This window comes from Microbulbifer bruguierae, from assembly GCF_029869925.1.
Lineage (GTDB): Bacteria > Pseudomonadota > Gammaproteobacteria > Pseudomonadales > Cellvibrionaceae > Microbulbifer > Microbulbifer bruguierae.
In genome coordinates this window covers 3,984,205-4,008,335 of the sequence record NZ_CP118605.1, presented here as the reverse complement: position 1 = coordinate 4,008,335, position 24,131 = coordinate 3,984,205, and the positions used below count along the sequence as shown (strand labels likewise).

The following is a 24,131-nucleotide window of genomic DNA, read 5'->3' as shown; positions in this document are numbered from 1 at the left end:
TCGATATCGACAGATTCGCGACCGGATACTTACCGACTCCGCTACCCGCACTGCACCAGTTTCAATACCTAAATTTCAACGCGATAAAAATAGCGAACACTTCTCAAGGAGCCTTTGATGCGCAGCCTGCAAACTTCTCTTGCCCTGGCAATTACCGCAGCCGGCGGAGCCCTGTGCGCCACCAGCGTTTTCGCGCAAGATGCCACAAGAGAAAAAGACCAACGCAACCTGGAACAGGTGGTGGTCACCGCGAGCCGCACCGAGAAGCCACTGAGCGCTATCCCCAATACCGTCACCCTGATCGATCAGCAGGAGCTGAACAATCAGATGACCACCACCAGCGACCTGTCCACCATCCTCGGCAATCTGATCCCGAGCTTCGCTCCCAGCCGCCAGAAGATGACCAGCTCCGGTGAAAGCCTTCGCGGCCGCAAACCACTTTATCTGATCGATGGTGTACCCCAGTCCAACCCGCTGCGCGATGGCGGTCGCGACGGCCACACCATCGATCCGCTGGTACTGGAGCGGGTGGAAGTAATTCACGGCGCCAATGCCATCCACGGCATGGGCGCCTCCGGCGGCATCATCAATCTGGTAACCCGTACCCCCAGCGAAGAATTCCAGCAGAGCCTGCGAGTGGAATCCAACCTGCAGCCGGAAGAACTGAGCGATACCCTGGGTTACAACGGCAGCTACAGCCTTTCCGGCAAGGTAAACGACGTCGATGTACTGGCCAGCGTTACCTACCGCAATGCTGGGATCAGCTACGACGCCAATGGCGACATTGTCGGCTTCGACAATACCCAGGGCGACACCATGGACAGCGAAACCGTCAACGCCTTTGTCAAAACCGGCTACAGCTGGGACGACCAGCGCGTACAGCTGACTGTGAACCACTTCCTGGTAGAGGGTAATAACAACTGGCTGAGTGTCGACGGCAATATCAGTGCCGGTATTCCTACTACCGCTGAGAAAGGGGATGTGCCCGGCAAGTCTCCGTCCAACGACGTGACCACCATTAACCTGGAATACACCAAAGAAGATTTTTTCGGCCAGAAGCTGCGCACACAGGTATTTTCTCAGGATTTTGCCGGCACCTACGGGGCCACCGACAGCGGGACCTTTCAGGACGAAGCCACTTACGGACCGGACCTGTTTGACCAGTCCCAGAACAACTCGGAAAAACGCGGCCTGAAGCTGACCCTGATCAAAGACGATATCGCCGGAGCACCGGTAAGCCTGGCCTATGGTGTGGACCTGTTGCAGGACGAAACCTGGCAACAGCTGATCCTCACTGGCCGCGCCTGGGTACCGCCGACGAAATACAAAAATATCGCCCCCTATGCGCAGGCGGAGTTCAGCGGCATCGAGCGTATGACCATCACCGCCGGCGTTCGCCATGAAATTTCAGAACTGCAGGTGGACGACTTCACCACCCTCGCCTCCTACAATGGCGGCCAATTCGTAAAAGGTGGCAACCCGGAGTTCAGTGAAACCCTCGGCAATATCGGTGCAACCTACGCAATTGGTGGAGGCTGGCGGGTCTACGCCAACTATTCCGAAGGCTTTTCCATGCCGGACGTCGGCCGGGTTCTGCGCGGCATCGATGAAGCCGGGAAAGATGTGGAAAGCTTCCTCAATTTGCAGCCGATCCTGACCGAGAACCAGGAGCTTGGCCTCGACTTCAACACCGACGTGTTTGCCGCGCAATTTGCCTACTATTCTTCCGACTCCAACTACGGACAACGTCTGGCCTTGGGCGATGACGGCATCTACAGCGTCAGTCGCGAAAAAACCGATGTCGATGGTCTGGAGATGCGCTGGCAGTGGTTCGTCACTGAAGCTGCCACTCTGGAAGCCCGTTACGCCTACACCAAGGGCCGCTACGACTCGGACAAAGATGGCAAGGTCGACACCGATCTGGACGGTCGCAATATCGCTCCCAACCGCTTCAACCTGAGCTGGGCGCACAACTGGACCAACAACCTCAGCACGCGCCTGCAGGCCAACTGGTTGCTCGACCGTGACTTTGAAAACAAGGACGGTGTTGTTACCAGAGAGTTCGACGGTTACGCCATCATCGACGCCAGCGCGCAGCTGAAAGCACTCGATGGTGAGTTCGCGCTGGGTATCCAGAACCTTACCAATGAAGACTATTTCACTTACTACTCCCAGACCGCGGGCAACAATGTTCGCAACTTCAAGGGCCTGGGACGCAGTGTGAATCTGTCTTACTCGAAAGTGTTCTGATTATTAAATGGTAAATAAGTGGTTCGCCTGCAAGCAGGCTCCTACAGGTAGGGTTTCCTTGCTGATGTAGGAGCCTGCTTGCAGGCGAACCCGGTTAAACTCCCCCCATGCGCAAACCCCTTTTCATCCTGCACAAGTACGCCGGCCTCACTCTGGGGCTGCTACTCGCACTGATCGGACTCACCGGCAGCCTGCTGGTGTTCGATCACGCGCTGGATGAACAACTCGCACCGCAAACGGTGCACTTCAATCCCAGCGCCCAACCGGCGAGCTATGGCGATATCCTCAGCGCCGCACAGGCGGCGGTAACCGGTAATCCTGCGCCCACAAGGCTAATGACCCAGCGCCAGCCGGGCAGCCCCCACGTGGTGCGCTTTCCCACCCCTGACGGCGCACCGGGCCCGGTAGAAGTCAGTGTATCCCCCACCGATGCCCAGGTCCTCGCGGTACGTACCTGGGGCACGCCGGAATACACCATGACCTGGCTGTACCGTCTGCACTACACCCTGCTCGCCGGCAAAACCGGAAAAACTGTGGTGGGTTTTATGGGCCTGCTGCTGATGGTGTTCTGTATCACCGGCGCCGTATTGTGGTGGCCGAAGAAAAGAAAAGATGGCTCCAGAGGCAAGCAACCCTGGCGACGTGCGTTTAGCATTTCCCGCACGGGTAATCGCTTCCGTTTCTATTTTGATATTCACCGGGTCTTCGGCATTTATTTTCTGCCCTTATTACTGATGATCAGCTTTTCCGGCGTATCCCTGGTATTTCCCACCCAAGTGGAAGCGGTCGTCGGCACCCTGTTCAAGCTGGAACCCCGCCCCGCCCTGCCCGGCTCCCGGACAGAATCCGGCACCCCCATTTCGCCGGACCAGGCCGTTGCTATCGGTGAAACCGTATTCCCCGGCGGTGCACTGAAACGGATCTATCTACCCCGGGACAACAAGGACAGCTATGGCCTGACCTTCAGAGCAGCCGGCGAGGCCTGGTCCAATTACGGCGCCAGTATCGTCCGTGTCGACCAGTATTCCGGCGAGACATTGATGTCCCAGAATGTCACCGCAATCCCGCTCGGCAACAAAATCCTGCGCTGGCAGTTCCCCCTGCATAATGGCGACGCACTCGGAATGGTCGGTCGCTGGCTGGTACTGCTTGCCGGTCTTACTCCCACACTGTTGTTCGGCACCGGTCTGTATCTGTGGTGGCAGAAACGCAGACTCAAACGCGGCACAAAAAACCGCGCCCTCGCAAAAACACCAGATACCACATCGCCCAACCTTCCTGTGGAAGTCTGACTCAAATCACATTCAGCTCTGTACATCTCTACTAGACTGCGACCGCGTATGCAAAATCAGTGTTAAGCGGGGGCGCAATTTCTGGCGCAAATATTGAACCCCCGACACGGATCGACCCACGAACGGAAATGGAGTTTCTGTGTGAAAGCTGTCGGCCTTTTTCAATACCTGTCCATTGATTGCGAAGAATCCCTGCTGGACCTGCAGTTAGATCAACCGCAGCCCGGTTCGCGGGATCTTTTGGTCGCGGTCAAAGCCATCGCCGTGAACCCGGTAGACACCAAGGTCCGCGCCCCAAAACCCCATGCAGCGACCGAAACCTCCCCGAAAATTCTCGGCTGGGACGCGGCCGGCGAAGTGATCGCCGTTGGCAGTGCCGTGAAAAATTTTCAAATCGGCGACCAGATATATTACGCCGGCGATATCACCCGCCCCGGTTGCAACAGCGAATACCAGCTGGTGGATGAACGTATTGTTGCGCGTATACCCCGCACCCAGGACTACTTCACCTCCGCTGCCCTTCCCCTGACCAGCCTGACTGCATGGGAGGCGCTGTTTGACCGCTTGGGAATTTCCAGCATCGGCGCAGACGCCGGTAAATCCCTCCTGATAATTGGTGGCGCCGGCGGCGTCGGCTCCATCGCCATCCAGCTCGCCCGGTCGCTGGCGAGACTCAATGTCATCGCCACCGCTTCGCGTACCAAGTCCAGTGTGTGGGTAAAACAGATGGGCGCCAGCCACGTGGTCAACCACCGCAATCCACTGGATGAAGAATTGAAAGACATCGGCATTCCACAAGTGGATTACATTCTCTGCCTCGCGAATACCGATCAGCACTTTCCCGCCATGGCCAATGCCATCAAGCCCCAGGGGAAAATCTGCACCATCGTCGAAAACAGCGGCCCGCTTGAAATCGGACTCCTCAAATCAAAGAGCGCCACCTTTGTGTGGGAATTCATGTTCACCCGCGCCATGTTCCAGACCGAGGATATGGATCGCCAGGGCTGGATACTGGAGCGGATTGCGGAACTGGTGGATAACGAAACCCTGGTGACCACTGTGAGCGACACCGTGGAACCGATCAACGCAGCTAATTTACGCCTGGCGCATCAGCAACTGGAAACAGGGCATACGATAGGCAAAATTGTATTGGCGGGGTGGGGGTAGTGGAACTAACGTTGTAGGAGCCTGCTTGCAGGCGAACATTAAGGAGCTCTGTAGCTGTTCGCCTGCAAGCTACAGCCAGACAGCATCCCAAAGTGAATAGTAGCGCAGGGATTTAACCAAACCGGCTCGTAAGGGATTGGCTACCACATACCTTGCGACCGCCTGGATATCCTCTTCCCTGCGCAGTGCGTGATCGTGAAACCCTCGCTGCCAGACAGTACCGGGCCAACTCTTGCGAAGCGCCATGGTTGTCAACGACTTGGCCTTTTGTACGGCGTGCGAAAGGTCCGCTCCTTCGGCTAACTGTAAAAGCCAGTGAATATGATCTGGCATTACCACATAGCAAAGTGTATCGGCCTGCTTTACTTCCCTTATCGCATGCACAAACGCTCTGCCATTTTCCAAACTGCTGAATATGGTTTGTCGTTTGTGACAGACAGCGGTGATCAAATAAATACGGTGTGACTCGCTGACCCTACCGGAGCGGAGTTTGTGGCCCTGTGCAATCCGTTGCATCTGGAATTTCCATAGATTGTGAGACCTATTCGCCTGTAAGCAGGCTCCTACAGGGTACTTCGTAGGAGCCTGCTTGCAGGCGAACCGATCTTAGAACTTACCGACCATATTTATGAACACACCCTGACTGTCGTAATCCAGGTCCGTCAGGTCATCGGAAAAGTCGGTAAAGTTGTAACCGATGCCCGCCTTGAAATGACTTCCCATCTGGCGATACAGCGCCAGCAGCGCGCCGCTTCTGCGGTCGCCCGCTTCCGGCAGGTCGAGCACGCGGCCTTCCAGCAACAGATCCCATTTGTTCACGAAGTGCCAGTCGGCGCGCATCACGTACAGATGGGCGTTACTGTCAAAGAACTCGGGATTTTCACGGTCCATGCTCAATTGCCCCAGACGGTAGGCGTACTTGGCGCCCAGGGTCCAGCGCTGGGTCAGATCGTAGTTGGTGTCGACCGAGAAGATGTGGCTCTTCTGTACGAACTCCACCGCACTGCTGGTGCTGCTGGAGGTCACCAGCACCTGGTCGGTGGTGGGCACATTGTAGAAGTAGGTGTACTTCAGCAGCGTATTCCAGCGGTCGTTGTCTATCGGGCGGTAGGCATAGCCCATGACGCCCTCGGTGTACTTGCCGTCGTAGAACTGCCCGGCAGAGCTCTGACTGTCGGAGTAATTGAGCTTGCCCACCAAACGCCAGTCCGGGCTGATCTGGAAGCTCAGGGCATTTTTCATCAGCCATGTTTTGCGCTCGATTTCCAGTACCGTCTCAGGGTCGGTGAGCGTCTGCGTATTGTCGATGCGGTATTCCACCGCGCTCGACACACGCAGGTCGCCGTCGTTGAAGCCCATGCTGGCGCCCATGGCACGGCGCTCGGTTTCGGCTCCTGTGCGCGGATCCTCGAGGGTTCCCGCTTCGAGAGACGTACCGTAATTCCAGGTGTCGCTCGGTGCCAGATCCACACCCAGGGCGTGGGTGAGACCGGTGGACACATCGCCGTGGGTGTAACGCTCTTCGCCGTAAATACTCGTAGTGTCGGAGAAGCGACTGCGGAAACCGCTGTTCAGATTGCCCTTGCGCGCGCGCACACCGGTATCGGTGCGCTCGTTGTCGAGGGTGTAGTTCAGGTAGAGGTTGGTGCGGTCGGTCACCAGGAAGTCGGTGCCGAGACGCGCCGCGTTGCCGGTGTCACCACCGGAAAGTTCGCTGTCCACCGTCAGGCGGTCACTGACACGGTAGGCGCCACCGACGCCGACGCGATTGTTTTCATCACGGTTGCCGGACAACTCGGCAGTGCGCTGCACGAAACCGAACGCGTTCCAGTTGGCACCGGAATCGTAACCGGCCTGGATCGCCACATCGGTGCGATCGCCCTGCTTCTGGGTGACAGGTACTACCGCTGACAAATCCTCGCGGGAGTCCGAGCGGGCCGCGGCAGCCAGGCGCCAGCGCTCGCTCAGGCGATAACCCAGTTCCACATCGGTGGCGGAAGTCTGCAGCCCCTGCTGCTGTTCCTTGTTGTCCATTTTCAGGCCGACATCGAAACGCTCGCCAATGGGCAGGTTGACCACCGCACCGTATTGCTCGGTGTCATAGGTTGCGAGTTGTCCTGGCGCGGAGAAACCCGCATCCCGCTGCTGCGCATAGACGGACATGGAACCGCGCGCACCCTCGAAGAAATCCCCTATCTGGATCGCGGCTTCAACCTTGTTCGCAGCCGCCTTCGCATTGGGATCGATCGGCCCTCCCTGTTCAAAACTCCCCTGGCTGAAGCTGTAACCGCCATCGAGGGAAGACAGGCTTTCCAGGGTGTTGCCCTGGCTCTCCGCCACTTCCACTTTCATCCAGGTACCGGCACTCTTGCGCAATGTCAGGTCGACGCCGTTCAGTGATGACTCGTTGTCTTCCTCATCCTGCTGGCTCGCACTCACGCCGATGCGCACGTGATCACCCGCCCAATACTGGGCGCGACCACCTACCGCGAGGGTGTCGAGGTCGTCGAAGCCCGGGGTGTATTCGTAGCGGGCCACCAGGTACTGCGGATTGCCGTTGTAGGAGCCGTCCTGCACGATCAGGTTGTCGTTGGCGATGGCCGACAGCGGACGGTTCAGCAGCACGCGGCCCTGAATGTAATCCACATCGTAATCGATCACCGGCGTAAGGTTTTTTACCCCCAGCACCAGGCCGGAGTTCTTGTCCCGCACTTCCACCCGCAGGCGCTCGGAGCCGGTGAGAATATCCTGGTGACGCAGGTAGTAGAGAGAACCACCGGTGCCGCGGTACTCGTCGCGACCCGCAATGGTGCCGGGTTCCGCACTGAACGCATCCACTTCAAAACGCTTGTCGCCGAAGTCGGTGACATCGTCGGTCTCGAAATGGAAATTCGCCCCGTACAGCGCGCGGTCGATATGCGCCAGTTCGTTGTCGGTGTAGGACGCCTTGAAGTTACCCCACAGGCCGTAATCGTCGTAGTTTTCCAGTTTGATAAAAAACTTGCCGGAGGTGGGGGCATCTTCGACGACCGTCGAATCGTCACCGAAGGTCGGGTAGTAGAGATCGCTGTCCAGACGGCGGAACAATGCGTCCGGCGTTTTTTCCATAAAATTGGTGAACAGGTCGTCGATGGGGCCCTCTTCGGTGTCCGCGCTGGCCGACAGGCGCCAGCCGTCGCCAAAGCTGCCACTGGTGTAAAACGCCAGGCGGCCGTCGTAGCTCGCGGAATTGTCGTAGTGGGTCTGGTCACCGGTCACCAGCGCCGCCGGGCCATTGGTGTCATCGCGGGCGATGGTGACATCGGCGATACCCACACTGAACCAGTCGTCGCGATTGAATTCCAGGTCCCGCAGGAACAGTTCACCGTTGCCCTGCTCGTCCAGCACCGCCACTTCCACGGTGTGCAGGCCCTTGGCAAAAATTTCCTCGGCGACGAAATCTCCGCTGCTGCTCACGGGAATTTCGCGGCCCGCCAGCCACACGCTGTGGTTTGCCGGAATCTCCGCGCCATTCACCAGCACCGCATTGCCGCTTACCGGAATATTCTGCTCTGCCAGGCGGTTTTCACCGTAGCCGACCAGCAGTTCTTTTTCGGTGGTGGCTTCCTGCAGCTGCGGTTCGAAGTTATCCACAAGCCACAGGGTCTGCGGGCGGGTCTCGTCAAAACGCTGTTTCCAGTCGTATACCCTCAGCACGTATTTCAGTTTTTTCAGCGGTGCCTGGAAACTTTCGAATTCCGCCTCCCAGCTGCCCTCGCCGTTCTGGTCAAGGGTGACCACCGCCAAGGGTGCGTCGCGCAGGGATTGCTCTTCCTCGAAAATCCGCACTTCCGCGCGCGCAATAAACGAGGGGTAGTTGGTGTAGCGCTTGAACTGCACGCGGCTGTCCGCCAGCTCCGTTTGCGGATCGTCCGCATAGCGGATAGTGCTGGGGAAGGCGGTGACATTAAGACGCGGCTGCATCGACTGGTTGTCGAAGCGGAACTGGATATTGGCGTTTTCCAGGGCCACGTCGGTACAGCGCTGCAGGTCCGCGGAGTTCTTGTGCGGATCGTATTCCGGCGCACCGTCCACGGTAATGCGCATCAGGTTCAGGGCGTAAGGGTTGTGGGCCAGGGCCTCCTGCTGCAGGCGTTCGATTTCCAGGCGGTCCTGCTCTGCCAGCACCGCCAGCTCATCGTAGAGCACCTGCACTTCCACGCGGGCGCCGTCCATGTGGATAAATCCGGTCTGCACCACATCTTTGGACTCTACATAACCGCGGCCTTCAAACTCTACCTGGGTTGAGTCGAGGCCGAGCTGCTGCTGCACCACTTCCATGGTCTTTTTCGCGCGCGCGGACGACAGGCCCACGTCATCGCCATATACCATGGCTTCGCGGCGCTCCATGCGCTCATTGTCGCTATAGCCGACAAAGCTCAGGCGCACATTCTGCTTGCCCGCCACCTCTTCCATCAGGCGTTGCATCTGCCCCAGCTGTGCGCTGGAAATCTGCGGCTCGCCACTATCGAGGAAAATCGGTGGCACGTCGCCGGTGGGCGATTCGTGGGCGATGGTGATGGTTTCCGCCGCGGCAGATTCCGGGCACGCCTGCACGCCGTCGGCGGCGGTTTCCAGTAAATCGTCGTACCAGAATTCCACTTCCACACGGCGGTTCAGGGAACGGCCCTTCGCGGTGTCGTTGGCGGCGATGGGCTGGGTCGCCCCTTTGCCACTGCTGGTGACCATGTAGCCCGGCAGGCGCAGCTGATCCGCCACCGCCAGTGCCACCCGCCGCGCTTCCGCGCGCGACAGTGCCATCTGGTCGTCGTACAGTTCCGCCGGACCTTCTGGCAGCGGCGCGCCGTCAGTGTGGCCGACAAAATGAATGGCAAGATTGGGCTTGTCCAGCAGGGTATTGCGCACCTCCTGGATACGGCGCACGAACGCCTCCGGCAGGTCCACCTGCCCCGGCTGCAGACGCAGCGGCGACACCAGGTTTTTTAGCCGCGCGCGCTGGTCACTTCCGGCGGTATAGCGCAGCTTACACACGGTTTCCTGACGGCAGACTTTTACCCGGTTGAGCTGCAACGCCTCGGCACGGCGCTGGGCGTCGCGGGCTTCCTGATCCAGCTCGAAATAGCGCAGGGTCAGTTCTACGCGGCGGTTCAGCTCGCGGCCTTTTTCGGTGATGTTTTCCGTCAGCGGTTCGCTGTCACCGCGGCCTTCAAACACAATGGCATCTTCCGGCAGCTCCAGCGCGGTCTGGAAATACTCCGCTACCAGTTTGGCGCGCGCCTCGGTGAACGCGGATTTATCCGCGAATTCGGACTGCTGGTCTTCGCTCAGCGGATCGCTGTCGGTGTGGCCGATGAAAATCAGCCGCAGCTCATGCGCATCGCTCAGGGCGTCGAGCCTTTCCCGCAGCTGTGCAACCATCGCCGGATCGATTTCATCGTCCACCTCGCGATACACCAGCGGCGGCAGTGCATTGTTTTCCAGCACCGCCTCCTCGGGGGCGATAAAGGTTTCCGCATCCTGCACCCACAGTTGACCGGCCCTGGGAATCAGTGTGGTTTCGGTGTTGCTGCCCAGCGATTTTTCCGTGTAGTCACCGGTGGTTTCGATCTGCGGCGAGAGGCCGGGGATTTTCTGCCACCAGGAGGTTTCGGTTTTGCTTTCTTCCTGGGCGAGTGCCGAAGCACTCACAAGCGCCACCATGACAATCGCGATTTTATTTTTAGACGGACGGAACATCACCGGGCGCCTCCCTGATCATCACTTCCGATCATGCGGTTAACACTGCGTTTGAGCCCGTCCAGCACATTGCCACGCGCGGGCGGCGCGCCACGGCGCCAGAAAATTTCGGTTTCGATATTGAGTGGGTAGCAGCAATTCAGTGCTGCCCAGTCCTCGGCGATACGGGCCTTGATGGTGGCAAGGCGCGCGTCCACCAGCGACGGATCTTCGTTCTCCGCCAGGTAGGACAGGCGCAGTACCGACGGTGCCTCCTGCAGTCGCTCCAGCAACAGTTCGGTGCGCGAACGCCACTGCGGACGCAGCTCGCTGGTACCGGGTTCGAATACCGCTTCCGCCAGATCCAGGCGCACGACTCTATGCAGGCTGGTACCGAAGTTGAACTCCAGCATTTTGCCTCGGGTGGCGCGCTGAACCCGCGGGTTTTCCGTGGTCAGGCGGTAGCCGCTCGGCAGGCTGCGGTCGTCCAGTTTCAGCACGAAGTTGGAACCGCGATCCGGGTTCGGCACCGCCGCACAGGTGATATGGAATCGACCGTGCGCATCGGCGGTGGCCTTGAGACCGTTGGCTGTGACAACACGCGCACCGGGCACGCCGCCCTCACCGGGGTCTTGATAGCCATTCAGGTTCTTATCGTCGAACACCTTGCCGATCACATCGGTACAGTCGAAGGTCGGGTCCGGTACCACACGCACGGTGGCCGTAGCCTCACCAGAGGTCTGCTGGCCGGAGAGTTCGTTGAACATGCGCGCGCGGTTCACGTACTCGCCCTCGCCCACACCGGAGCCCACCACCAGCAGCAGTTTCATGCTGTGGGTCTGCTCCGGCTCGGCACGCAGATGCGGCCACTGCAGTTGCAGGCCGTTCACCACCGGCTCCACTTTCACCCCATCCAGGTTCGCGGAACCGGCCACATACTTGAAGCCCGCGGGGAAGTAATCCACCAGCTGCAGATCCGTCATCGGCACTGGCAGCGAGTTGCTGAAGGTGATGGTGTAGGGCACCAGCTGGCTGCGGGTTACATTCAACATGGCCGCGGTTTTGGTCAGCGCGAGCGCTCCCTCAAGTTGCGGGTCCAGTGCAATGTGGTTGTTGAACAGCTGGCTGCTGCCCGGCTGGTTGCTGTCATCCAGGTTTACACGCAGGTAGTAATCGGTCTCGCTGCTGCGCGCATCCATATCAATAGAAGGCGGCAATACAGACAGCTGCACCTCACAGTGGTCCGGCGTGCCCGGAATCATGTCCGCGGCGCTGCCGAGACATGCGGCGACGTCAAAGCTGCCGGTATCCACACCGGTCTGCGGCGGGATGATCTGGGACGGGCCGGACACGTAATCTTCGCTCGGCACATCCACTTCGATCAGGTAATCCGCATTCACCGCACAGGCCGCGCTGCTGAAGTTCACATCGAACTTGTAGAAGCCGCCGGTGAGGGTGACCTGGTTCTGCTGCTTGGGATCGTCAAAACAGCTGTCCGGCAGCGGCTGGCCACTGGACGCACCCAGCAAGCGTACACGGGCACCATTGACAGGAGCGCGCAGCACGGAATCGTAGATCACCCCGTTCGGCGTAATCGGCAGATTCAGGGTCTGCGGGTTACTGCCCGAATCGATATAGATATCGCGGATCTGCTGCGGACCATTGGTGTAGTCGGAACTGGTATTGCCGAGAGATGCGGTGGTACTCACCGCATTCGGGGCCAGGTAGCGCAGCTCGTAGCTGGCGCCGACCACATTGGCGCCGTCCATATTCGGTACCAGGCCCGCAAACTGGAAGTAGCCGTTCTCATCGCTCTGCACGGTTTCCAGCAGCGCGTTGTTCAAATACAGCTCCACGTTCCAGTTGGTGAGCAGTTGCTCCTCACTGTCGGCAGTCTCGCTGAAATTCACATCGTGCCAGAGGTAACCGGAGAGATTGGCAATGCCCGGGGTACCGCCGATATCGATGGTCACCGTAGCCTCGTTGTAGGCCGGCGGATCATTCCATTTCACCTGCGCGGTATTCACCACCGTGTAGCCCATGGCCAGGTTATCCCCTAGCTTGGCTTCGAAGCGCAGGGTGATGGTTTCACTCGGCTGCAGATCGCCGTAGACACTGCTGTAGTCCGCGGTGATCAGCGGGCCATCCACCATCACGCCATCCGCCAGGCCATTCAGGCGCGCAGAGTCCGCGACGTAAGTAAGCACACCTTCACCGGCCACCAGCAGGTCGTCGTAAATGGAGACCAGGCTCGCGGGCACCGCGCTGATGTTGGTTACGCGCACGATGTATTCCAGCACCTTGCCGGATTCCGCCGCGCCGCCACCGACAACCGCTACCTCTTTGGTGATGGACAGCTGCTGCGCATCGCCGACCACCACTTCCGTGGGCTGTGCACCGTTGCTGCTGTTGCCGTCCGCATCGGTCAGCGTGAGCGGCAACTCCAGGCTGTACACACTGCCCTGGTTGCTGATGATGGTGCCGCGCTCGGTGTCCACATTCACCACCACGTCAAACACGATGGTGGCGGTCTGCGCGGTAGTGAGTACACCCTCACCTTCCGCAGGCAGCGGCGGTGTCAGGTCGTCACTGCTTATGGCAATACCGGTGACCAGCGGGGAATCCACGCCGTTATCCGCAATCGCAATACCGTTCAGGGTAGTGCTGCCAGCCACGTAGGTGGTGTGCTCCGGCACCAGATCCACGAAGCGCGCTTCAGTTGCATCTTTGCCGCCCAGGTTGGTAACCGTGATGGTGTAGCGCAGTACGTCTTCCGGATCGACGATGCCGGTGGTCAGGTTATCCACAGCCAGCTGCACCGTTTTCTGCACACGCAGCAGCGGCACGTTACCGACGATATCAATGGTCGGGTCGTCGGCCACTTCGGTGGTGGGATCATCGGACGGCTTTTCCTCGAGCGGGATATTGCCGTTGCCAGCGCCCACACCATTGGCAAAGCCCTGGTTCGAAATCAGCGTGCCGTCTTTGACGTTGTTGATGGTCACATCGAAGGTGATGATCGCGGCCTGTGCACCGGATGCTGCCGGATCTGCCAGCAGCTCACCGGTCTCCGCACCCGGGGATTGGATCACCAGGGTCTGCGTCAGCGGGGTGGTGCCGTTCAGATCGTCCAGCGCAGCACCATTCAGTGTGGTAGAGCCGGCGACATAGGTGGTGTTGGCGGGCACCTGATCGCGCAGGCTCGCCTCCAGCATATTTTCGTTGCCGATGTTTTCCACGCGGATGGTGTAGCGCAGGGTGTCGCCCGGCATCAGGCTGTCCGGCTCGCCGGTGAGATCCTCGGAGATTTTCTCGACGTTCAGTACCGGCGCAGATTCGATAATCACGCGGGTGGGGTCTTCATCTCCGGCGACCTGCGGATCGGCAGCGCCATTAATGTTCGGGTCGTCACTGTCGATCAGCGCCTGCCCCGGCAACTGTAGCTGTGCTTGATTCAGTACCGCGGAGCCGCTGTCGATCACACCAATCAACTGTACCTGATACACCAGCTGCACTTCCTCGCTGCCGCTGCCGGCGGCGCCGAGGGTGAAGTTGCGTACATCCACCAGGCCAGTGCCGTTGGTGCCGCCAGTGGCACTGGTGGCACTGCTGTCACCGTCACTCGGCATGGCAATCAGCTGCAGGGTACCCGGCACGAAGTAAGCGGGACTGTTGAGGCGATCCAGCACGTCGGTGATCGCGACGTTTTCCACATCCACATCACTGAGGTTGCGCAGGGTCAGGGTGTACTGCAACACATCGCCGGGAGCAGCCAGGGTGGCCGGACCGTCACCGGAAGTAATGTTCGCCACCACTTTTTCAAACACCACACTCGGCACTGCCGCGGTTACGGTGAAGACATCTTCATGGTCCTCCACCCCGGGGGTACCGTCTGCGGGATCACTGGCGTAGCTGCGCTCGTAAATGCGCGCATCCGGACCGGTACTGTCCCAGCTGTACCACTGCTCCGCGCCTGCGACATTGTCGAGAGTGGCACCGTCGACAGTGTTTTCATCGAGCCAGGCGTCGTAGGCAAATTGCAGGTGATGATCCGCAGGCAGTGCCGCGTTCGCACCGCTGGTAGTAAAGATCAGCGTGCACTGCTCGGCATCAAACCCGGTGGTGAAATCCGAACCTTCACTCAGGGTCGCCACCACATTGCCGCCGGCATCCAGCACATTCACCGCAAAGTTGGCCGGTGGGGTTTCGCACATCCCGCCCTGATCACTAGACGGCAGGAAGTCCCGTACGGTGAGATCCCAGGCGGGACCGCTACCACGGTTGTGCACGTCGAGCAGGAAACGACCGGCAACACCGGACTGAATCTTGGCATCCCCGGATTTGGTCAGGACCAGCTCGTAGGGCTCGACAATTTCAATCGGTGCAGAGTACGCGCTGACTTCACCAGTGCCGCGACCGGCACTGGGGTCGTCGTTGGCATAGCTATAGCTGTAACCGGCACGGGCAGTGAAAGACTTGCCGAACTGGTTGAGGGTGGTATCCCGCAGATGCAGGGTGACATCAATCACCGCCTCATCACCGGCTTCGACATCGATACCGCTGTTGGCGTCTTCGATGGTCAACAGGCTACCGTCGACAGACCCCTGCGGGTTGAAGGCGATATTGCCGGATACCTGCTCAGCGCTGACAAAGGCCAGGTCCACCATATCCACACTGGAATCCGCCAGATCCATCTGGATGGCTACATCGTGCAGTGCGCCCACCGCAGGAATGGTCAGACGATAGACAAACGGCTCGCCGATGGAAGCCTGCTCACGAGTAACCGGCTCCACCGCAATCAGCAGTGGCTGTGCATCCGGCGTGCTGAACAGCACGCTCACCGCATCGCTGGGGCCGTAGGGCTGACGGTTATCCAGTACCGCGCCTTCGGGAATTTCACTCTCGCCGAAGGAGTAGTACCACTCGATGTAAGCGTTGTTGCCGATCTGCAGACCCGCGGCGATATCGCTGTCGACGGTGACCCGGTACACCACTTCCAGTGTTTCGCCCGCGGGAATTTCGTTACTGAAATTCCATACGACGTCACCGGTTGCGGCATCGAATAGCGGCTGCAACGGATCGGAGGTATTACCGTTGACGGAAACCGTTTCCACGCCGCCCTGACGCATGCCCACAGGAATCACATCCCGCAGAACGATATCGTAAGCCGGCGCGGTACCGTTGTTGCTGATGGTCGCCGTGAAGACAATTTCTTCGTCGGGCGAGAGCGCAGCACTGCCATCCGGTACCGCGGTAAGTGCGAAGGCGAGATCCGGCTGCAACAGGTTCATTGCCTGCTCTGCCAACAGCGGCTCACTGGGACCGGCCGCGGTATCAAACTGAAAGCTCGCCTGGTTGCGCAGCTCAATATTTACTGCGTTGAGCGGCAATACATCCCGCTGTACCCGGGCGCGGTAAGTAATGACCACCTCATCGCCACTGGTATTCAGCAAGGTGCCCAGATTCCAGGTTACCTCCCCCACGGAATCGGCAACCGGTTCCTGCGTGAAATCGTATTCCATACCCTCGGCAGCGATGGAAACCGTATCCACAAACACCATGCCCTCGGGCAGCGTATCGCTCACTACCGCATTGGGCAGAGTTCCCCGTTGCACGCCCAAACGCAGCTCGTAGGTCACCAGGTCACCGATGCGCAGCTCGCCGTCGTTCAGCGGTGCTGTTTCCGCGATGACATCTTTCGCCAGGGTGGCATTGTTGCCGATGGCAAGGACGGGCAACGATTGCGGGCCGAGGAAGTAATTATTCAGCGCCGCCGGATCTGGCATTCCGGATCCATCGCGCTCGACCTGCACCGGCGCGCCCGCCTGGCTGGTCCACTGCGCGGAGGTAGCAGCGGTCAGTTCCTGGCCGGCAAGAACACTGTCCAGTACCCGCACTTCGAATTCCAGGGTGCGGGTTTCACCCACGGGAATATCGGTGTTGGCGACGGCATTCCAGGCCAGGGTCTGGGCTGTGTCGATACCGTCACCATTGATGACAGGATCGGCAATCGCAACGCCATTGAACAGCGCGCTGCCGGGCTGATACGCCCAGCCGATGCCCAGTTCTTCCAGTACGGAGAGATCGTAAGCGGTGGAGCCGTTGGCCCCCTGCTCTGCGAGGGCCAGACTGAAGCGATAGAGATCGCCGGCAACCGGCTCGGTATTTCCGCTCTGGTTAATTGCAGACTGGGTCAGCGCCAGTTCCGGTTCGATGACGGTGATCGTTACGCTCTCGCCGCCCATCTCGGTAATTACACCGGCTTCGCTATAGGTGTAGGTAGCGCTGATATCAAACGTCTGCCCGGACTGGGCGTCTTCGTGATTGGCAACCCAACCACTGACGACAATTTCCCGCACCTCGTTGGGGGGAATATCGCCGACGTCGATGGTGAAGATTTCGCCATCGGCAACGGTTACCGGCTCACCGTCGATGGTGACGCTTTCCACGGCAATGGCCGTATCTCGGCCCAGCAGCGTATTTTCAACCTGCACGTCCGCCAGCGTAGAGCCGGCAATCGGGCTCGCGGGAACGGTGATGCGGTAGCTGACTGCCTGCCCGATGGGTGCACGGCCATCGCCGGGCTCAAGTAATTGCAGGGTAAGGTCTTCCGGGTCCGCCACCGGTGTCATCAGGGTAAAACAGCCGGTTCCCGTACCGGATTCACAGGCCGGTGCGCTGCCTTCATAGGCGCGTGCGGCAGCACCGTCGATGCCACTGGAAACGGAAATATCGCTGGAAACGTAGTTGGCGATATGGAAGCGGTTGTACCAGGTGTGGCCACTGGGGATCGCGGTGTTCAGACCCACCTGATAATCAATAAGGATTGCGGCACCTTCCGGTACCACATCAGACAGGGTGAATTCGATGATGCCGCCGTTGATGACGACTTCGTATTCCGCCGACTCGCCGGCGACCTGTACCTGCACGATGTTGATGGTGGAATCATCAAACTCCGGGTTTGCCGCGTCGATATTCAGGGTATCGGTAATCACCGCACCGTAAGCAGGAGCCCCACCGGTGTTGAGCGCCTGCAGACGGAAGTTCATTACTTCACTGGCGATATCCACCACGGTATAGGGGCTGGTTACCCCGCTGCGTGTATCACTTTTCACCAGGTCGGTGATATTCGGCTGCACTACCCAGATACTGGCCTGGCCCTGCAGAATTTCTGCGGCGCCGTCGTAATTGAATTGAGCGATGTTTTCGCGCTCGATTTCACCACTGCCTGCGGGGAATACCGCTTCATCGTCGAGCACCACTGCGGTGTAGACTATGGTGAACGGCGGTGTGGAATCACTCTCCGCAGTGATATCACCAAACTGCCACTGCAGGGTTCCAGTGGTGCCCGCAGGGAGTTCCGCCGGTGACTGCGAACACGCAAATCCTTTCACTCCACAGTCATAACTATCTACCGACACCAGCGCCAGTCCCGCTGGCAATTCATCGGTCACCACCGCATTGCGGGTGATACCGGGCTGGATACCCAGGTTCAGGGTGTACTGCACGGTATCGCCAATGCGCGCGCGATCCATTGCACCCCAGGCATCGGAAATAGCAGTCTTACTGAATTCGGTGCTGTCTTCCGTGGTTACCTGCGCACTGCTTTGCGTACAGTAATTATTCCAGGGTGTGTCGGTACTGATTGACGGACAACCCTGGCCATGGCGTTCGTAGTCGCCGGGATAAGTATCCTGTCCTGGCAACGCCCCGTGATTCAGCGACGTCCAGTCCACGTAAACGGTGTTTTCAATGTCACTGCCAAACGCCGACAGCACGGTGGTGGTGTACACCAGTGTGAGGGTCTGTCCCGGCGCGATATCGAGACTGTTGTCCTCGTTTTCCCGGCCCCAAACAAAACTACCGTCTGCACGCGTAGCGGGCATGTAGTCCACGCCATCGATGGTCGCGCTTTCCAGACGCAACTGCTCCGGCAGCAGGTCAGCGATATTGACGTCGTACGCGGTGGAGGCTCCCGAGCCATTGGTAATAGCGATGGTGTAGTCGACGGTGTCACCGCTGACCGCACTTGCCGCACTGGCGGTTTTGCTTACTGTCAGTGCCGATTCCGCTACTGTCAGTGAAGTTTCCCCGCTCAGGGTTTCCGGGGCATTTAAATAATTCAGCTCGGCGCTGTTTGTCAGCACCGAATCGGCAACGATGCCCTCGATATTCTCGATGCGCGCGACATAGTAAATACGAATAACCGGGTTAATCCCGTTGGTAGCGCTGACTCCCGTGTCGTCTTCAGTATGAGTAGTAACCTTACCGATATTCCAGGAGAGAACACCGGTGTCCCCGTGTTGCGGTAATACGCCGGCGAATTGACCGCAGGCCGAATCCGGGGTCTCGTCATTGATGGCCAGAATGGTGTCGTCATACTCACAGCGAATTTCATAGCCGTGATCCGGATTGGCGATGGCATAGCCGGTGGACAGGGTGTCGGTGACCGCGACATTTTCAGTCACGCCTTCCGGAAGAGAAATATCCAGACGGAAGGTGCGATGGGCTCCAATCGTGCGGGCTTCAGGGACGTCGCCATTTTCGGTGATATCCGTCTTGGCAAACAACAGACCGCCGACGCTGACGGAATCCTCAGCGACGGTTTCGTAATCGTTGATATCCGGCTGGGGATCGCTGTCGGTGCTAAACCAGCCGTTGCGCATGCCGTCATCCATACCATCCGCGCCGATGGCACCACCGCTGGATAGAGGATCAATATTCAGGTTCAGGTTTTGGTTGGGCAGCGACTGCCAGATAGCTTCAATCGTATTTGCCAGGGTTTCATGGGGAGATACAAATACATCGTCACCCGCTTCATTGGCCTCGCCCACCACGCGTAGCTGGAAGCTGAATTCCACGAATTCACCTTCGGCAATGGCATAGGGCGCCGCCCAGCTGGTTCCGGCAATGGCATCCGGGCTGGGATCATCCCAGTAAAACACCGGCGCATCGGTATCGCCGTCGACAAAACGCACCTGGGGTGTAGGCGTGCCGTTGATACCCAACGGACTCCCCGGTACGTAGCGGTATTTGGTATCGCGCAGGTCATCGAGTATCTGCAGGTTGTACGCGGTAGCGCTGGTCGGGATACCTGGGGTACCCGTGTTGCTCGCCTTTACGGTTACGGTAATGACGTCATCACCGTCGACGGTGACCAGGCTATCGTCAAAGCTTTTTTCCAGGGCAATACGCGGACCGTTCACATGCACGGTAATCGGCGGCGGTACAAACACACTGCGTTCACTGCTGGATGCACCGGGCGGAAGATAGGACATATAGGAGTCCCCGCCGCCATTGATCACCAGATTTTCATCGTGGCCGGTGAAGTTGTTGTTCTCCACCCGCACCACAAAGGTGACCTGTACGGTAATCAGTCCCTCCGGTCCGAGCAGGTGCTGGTCGCCATATTCCCAGCGCACAAAACTGCCATCGCCGCCTGCGCTTTCGCAACCGCTGATGGTCGGTACAAGGGGCTCGCTGTTGTCACCCGGGAACCAGACAGATCCCGGTATTGTGCGCAGGTCTTTTTCTTCCGCGGCAATACAGCGCAGCCCTTCGGGAAGCTCCGCGTGGAAGGTGAAATCCCCCAGTTGCGAGGCCGGCACCTGGCCGGTGAGACGCAGACGAATTTCCTCACCAACCACGGCATCCACGTCACCCTGGCGTGGAGCGTATTCACCCAGGGTCGACTGCCCCAGAGCCTCGATGGGTTCAACCTCCACCTCGTAAATCGTGATTATGGTGTTGGCGGATTTACAGTACTCGCTCTCGTCATCGGCGTTGCTACAGTAAATGCGCGCCCCGCCAGAACGCGGAGTGTCCGGCGCTGCCGGCAGCTCACTGCCGTCACCCAGCGGGTGGTTCTGGTTGGCGACGGGCGCTACGGTCTGCTGGCCAGCATCGCTGACCAGGCTGTCGTAACGAAAAATATCCGCGACATCATTAAATGGCTGGCCCGGAGCAACCGTTCGATGGGGGCTGACCCGGTACTGCAGCACTACCTCGGCGTCCGGGTCGATCTGCTTCAATTTGCTCGACTGCTGAAAAGAAAAAGTGACATGCGCCGGACTGCCGCCATCGAGACAGTGCGGTGATGCTTCCGGATCGCGGTAATCGTAGCTGTAGTCGCTCAGACCGATGGCGGTGCCTACCTGGCCGGCGTCGGGATTGCTATCACCGGGAATATTTTCAATACCGTCGTCGGTATCGAAGGCGCCGTTGACCGCCCACACACACATCTGGCCGCGGTCATCGAGCACATCGGTGATCACCACGTCGTAGGCCGGCGCGCGGCTGACGCCTTCCGCTGCGGCCTCGTTTTTAACGGTCAGACGATATACGAAATCATCGAATTTACTGCCGACGGCCTGATCGGCCCAGCTACAGCTGGCAACGTCACCAGTGGCGGCACTCAGGTTACAGACCTGCTTGGTAATTTCCAGGCGTGGCTCTACCACCTGGGATTGTGCCGTCCACTCCTGCCACTGGGGGTAACCGGGATAGTCAGGGTTACACGGGCTGGGATTACTGCTGCTGTAATCCGCGGCATCCCAGCTGTCCCCCGATTTAAAACAGGCGCCAGCGCCACCGCTGCCGTCATTGGCGACAGTTTCCGCGAAAATTGGTATTCCGGTGTTTTCCGCAAACTCAACCCGGAAACTGCTGCGGCCGTAATCAACGCTGATATCACTGTGCAGGTTGGGTGCGCTGACTGAATCCTCGCCCTCATTGCGCAGGCGGGTCGTCATATTTGCGAGAAACCAGCGGTCCTTGGTGATGACTTCAACACCGCCGAACAGCCAGCTCAGATCACCGCCGCCCAGTACCGCATCCGGGGTGAAATTGTTTGCGGACACCACGCCGCGACAAACCGAGTTCGGCGAGCCAGGCAGGCCGCCGCTGGTAGAGCAGAGAGCAGGCAATTCTTGCTGCTGGACAAAATGCTGAGTACCAGTGGCACTGTCGTCACCGCCGGCGTGGGCTGGCAAGGCATCGCCGACACTGAGTGGCTCGACAGTAATATTCCAGCCGGGGGTATCAAATCCGAACCAGCCACCGGCATAGATTTCGTAATCACACTCTTCGCCGATCAGAATCTGCGGCGGGTTTGCACGACCATCGCCATCACCGCTACCGCGATAATCTGCTTCTTTACAGCTACCGGGTACATAGCGCTTGAGCAGGTTGAAGCCCAGCGCGCGGGCACGCACCGTATCCAGGGTGTAATTGTTTGCCAGCTGCTGTGACGGGGTAGTGCCACCGACCAGGTTCGCCGGCGTCGGGTAGACCAGAGCCTCGTCGCTGTTGCGCCAGTCCGCGGGTATGGAAAGCGCACCCGGACTTGCGGCAGTGTAGGTCCGGCTGTCGTCCGCGAGGGTGATCATGCCTACCACATCGGCGCGCATACTCAGGTCGTCAGCGGCGGACTGATCGTGGTTTTTACGAACCTCGAATTCCAGGCTCCCGCTACCGCCACCGGAGATCGCCCCCAGGTCGCAGCGGTAAACAATGGCATTGGTGGGCAACGGATTGCCGTCACCATTGGGATCGCTGTCACCGCGCCATGCGGGTGTATTCCACAGCGGTATCTGTGCGCCGGCCGCGCCGGGCACATTGAACGTACCGGGCAGTGAGGGGGGATTGCCATCGGCAAAATCACATTGCGTCGGCACTCCTTCGACGATAATTGCCTGACCGAAGGTAACGTAGAAGAGATAATCACTAGCGGTATGTCCGCCGCTGTTCCAGATATTCACGGTGATTGGCGTGGTGCCTTCATCGCGAATGATATACAGCGGGTGCGGGATATCGACGTTGAGGTTTTCCGGGTCCGGTGCAAATGGTGTGGTCAGCGGCGCATCTTCGGCATGGGTGAGGCCGTTATTGGAACAGAAATCTTCCCACGCAATATGCAGCCGGTTGCTCAACCCGGTCATGGCCGGCGGATCAATGCGACTGCCGTCGCGCTCACCGCTCTCATCCTGGTCATCCAGGTTTGCCATCCGATCGTAATAGGTGAGGGAGCCATCCTGGTTCACCTGCACAATACGAAAGGTGACCGTGGCCTCGTCGCCGTGGCGCAACAGGTCTACCTGATCGTCCGCATCGGCCACCCCATCATCGCTGTCGACATAGCCCGGGTTGGCATTTTCACCGTCACTGGTCAGGTGAAAAATCGGGGTTTTCAGATCGGTATTGCCGAGGTAACTCTGGTCACCGGTAACCGGGACACGGTTGACCCAGTCGATGGAGGAAACGCGGCCCGCGTAATCGTTGTAATTGCCATCGAAAGAAGTGATGGTCAGCTGCGGTTCAAAATTCGGATCGAGAATATAGCCCTCGGGCAGAGTATCCGTCAGCACCACGTTTTTGACGGTGCCGCCAGTGAGGTTCTGGACCCGAATACGCACCATACCGCGCATACCCACCGGGTCGCCCTGCACCAGGCCCGAGTACTCCACCTGGTAATTCAGAGAGCCCTCGTTTCCCAGGCCTTCGCTCAGCGTCGCTGCCGCCAGCGCGCTGAAGGAAGCCTCACTGCCGTCGCCGTTCTGATAGCTCGGAAGGCCATTCAACACCGCGTCCGCGATACCACCGTGGCCGTTTTCCGGGGTACCGTTATTGTTAAAGCAGCCCCACAGTACATTGCTGACGGTATTGACCTGGCCAACACAGGAATTGCGCAATGTCCCTGCGAGGAACATTACCGCTTGTTCGCCGTCTTCGAGGACGTTCCAGCCTGAATTGAAATCGGACAGCGGTCGACCGACGATTTCGTCACCACTGATCGCGGTACAGGAGGGAGGGATTGCTCCTCCATTGGCCACCACTTCCGCGTTCCCCTCGTCCAGACACAGCGCTCGAATATCCATATTCGCGGCGCCACCTGGACTCATGCTGTCATCGAAGATGACGTCGTACATGGGTGCATTGCCGCCGTTGGCGATGTTGACCCGCCAGATAATACCGTCGCCTTCGTGACCGTAGGTGATATCGCCATTCGGCACCGTCTGGTCGGAGAAATCCGGCATGCCGGCATCGATATTGCGCACCGCCTTGGTCACCACGGGACCGGGCTCGCGGATATCCAGATTACTGGTGCCAGTATCTGACTCACTGGACGGGCTTCCCTGTCCCGGCAGATTCTGCCAATCGCCCCAATTGCCACTGAAACTGCCGCAGCCACCACCGCCGTTGTTCTGGCACTGCCGGTACTCCTCGCCACCGCAATTGTCGTAACTGTACGTGGCGGAAGCGGTGATTTCCTGGCGAGAGAAAACGTTGACCAGCTGCTCCCGTACCCCGTTTTCCGCGGTCAGGGTAAAACTGCGGGAAACACTCGTGCCCCGCGGGATGCTCGCAATATTGAAGGTGTACTGGCTCGCGTCATATACCGTTTCCAGTCCGCCCAGATCCACGGTCACCTGCACATTGGTGAAATCCCGGTTCTCATCGCGATACTGAATTCTATTGGTGTTACCCGGCTGGCCAGCGGTGTTATTGGTGAGCGTCAGGGTCACTTCACCACCGCCACACAATTCACAGTAGCCGGTAATCTGGATGTCGAGCGCGGCGGCGGGACAGCTCTGCTGCGCCCAGGCAGCAGGCAAACCCAGCAGCATTCCAAAGCAGCCGAAAACAAAGCCAACCAGTGCTTGCTTTAAAGATTTTTGTCTTTCTACTTCAGACGTCATTACGTTCCGC

General features: G+C 59.0%; 6 protein-coding genes. 3 read left to right on the top strand and 3 right to left on the bottom strand.

Annotated features, from left to right (window positions below):
• Positions 1 to 117 precede the first annotated feature (117 nt).
• The 3 genes from PVT68_RS16425 to PVT68_RS16415 all read left to right on the top strand — a co-directional run bounded on the left by PVT68_RS16425 (position 118) and on the right by PVT68_RS16415 (position 4,709).
• Complete coding sequence (locus tag PVT68_RS16425) at positions 118 to 2,250, top strand: TonB-dependent receptor (RefSeq protein ID WP_280319970.1); 2,133 nt, start codon at positions 118 to 120, stop codon at positions 2,248 to 2,250.
• Positions 2,251 to 2,357: 107 nt separating this feature from the next.
• Positions 2,358 to 3,542 carry a PepSY-associated TM helix domain-containing protein gene (locus PVT68_RS16420; protein WP_280319968.1) on the top strand — a complete coding sequence of 395 codons (1,185 nt, stop codon included), beginning with the start codon at positions 2,358 to 2,360 and terminating at the stop codon, positions 3,540 to 3,542.
• 141 nt (positions 3,543 to 3,683) lie between these two features.
• A complete protein-coding gene (locus tag PVT68_RS16415) occupies positions 3,684 to 4,709 on the top strand; it encodes a zinc-binding alcohol dehydrogenase family protein (protein WP_280319966.1) in 1,026 nt (341 codons plus the stop codon).
• A gap of 69 nt (positions 4,710 to 4,778) precedes the next feature.
• Here the strand turns inward: PVT68_RS16415 and PVT68_RS16410 are convergent, their stop codons facing one another.
• The 3 genes from PVT68_RS16410 to PVT68_RS16400 all read right to left on the bottom strand — a co-directional run bounded on the left by PVT68_RS16410 (position 4,779) and on the right by PVT68_RS16400 (position 24,121).
• Positions 4,779 to 5,225 (bottom strand): REP-associated tyrosine transposase, encoded by a 447-nt coding sequence (locus PVT68_RS16410; RefSeq protein ID WP_280319964.1) that lies wholly within the window; start codon positions 5,223 to 5,225, stop codon positions 4,779 to 4,781.
• A gap of 90 nt (positions 5,226 to 5,315) precedes the next feature.
• On the bottom strand, positions 5,316 to 10,445 hold the full coding sequence (locus tag PVT68_RS16405) for an OmpA family protein (RefSeq protein WP_280319961.1): 5,130 nt from the start codon (positions 10,443 to 10,445) through the stop codon (positions 5,316 to 5,318).
• Entirely contained in the window at positions 10,445 to 24,121 is a 13,677-nt protein-coding gene (locus PVT68_RS16400; protein WP_280319959.1) for a hypothetical protein, read from the bottom strand. The genes PVT68_RS16405 and PVT68_RS16400 overlap by 1 nt, the downstream gene beginning before the upstream one ends.
• Positions 24,122 to 24,131: the final 10 nt, after the last annotated feature.

Bases quoted from the DNA above. Each gene is read 5' to 3' on its own strand.
- PVT68_RS16425 (WP_280319970.1), top strand. From the start codon at position 118: ATGCGCAGCCTGCAAACTTCTCTTGCCCTGGCAATTACCGCAGCCGGC.
- PVT68_RS16420 (WP_280319968.1), top strand. From the start codon at position 2,358: ATGCGCAAACCCCTTTTCATCCTGCACAAGTACGCCGGCCTCACTCTG.
- PVT68_RS16410 (WP_280319964.1), bottom strand. From the start codon at position 5,225: ATGCAACGGATTGCACAGGGCCACAAACTCCGCTCCGGTAGGGTCAGC.
- PVT68_RS16405 (WP_280319961.1), bottom strand. From the start codon at position 10,445: ATGTTCCGTCCGTCTAAAAATAAAATCGCGATTGTCATGGTGGCGCTT.
- PVT68_RS16400 (WP_280319959.1), bottom strand. From the start codon at position 24,121: ATGACGTCTGAAGTAGAAAGACAAAAATCTTTAAAGCAAGCACTGGTT.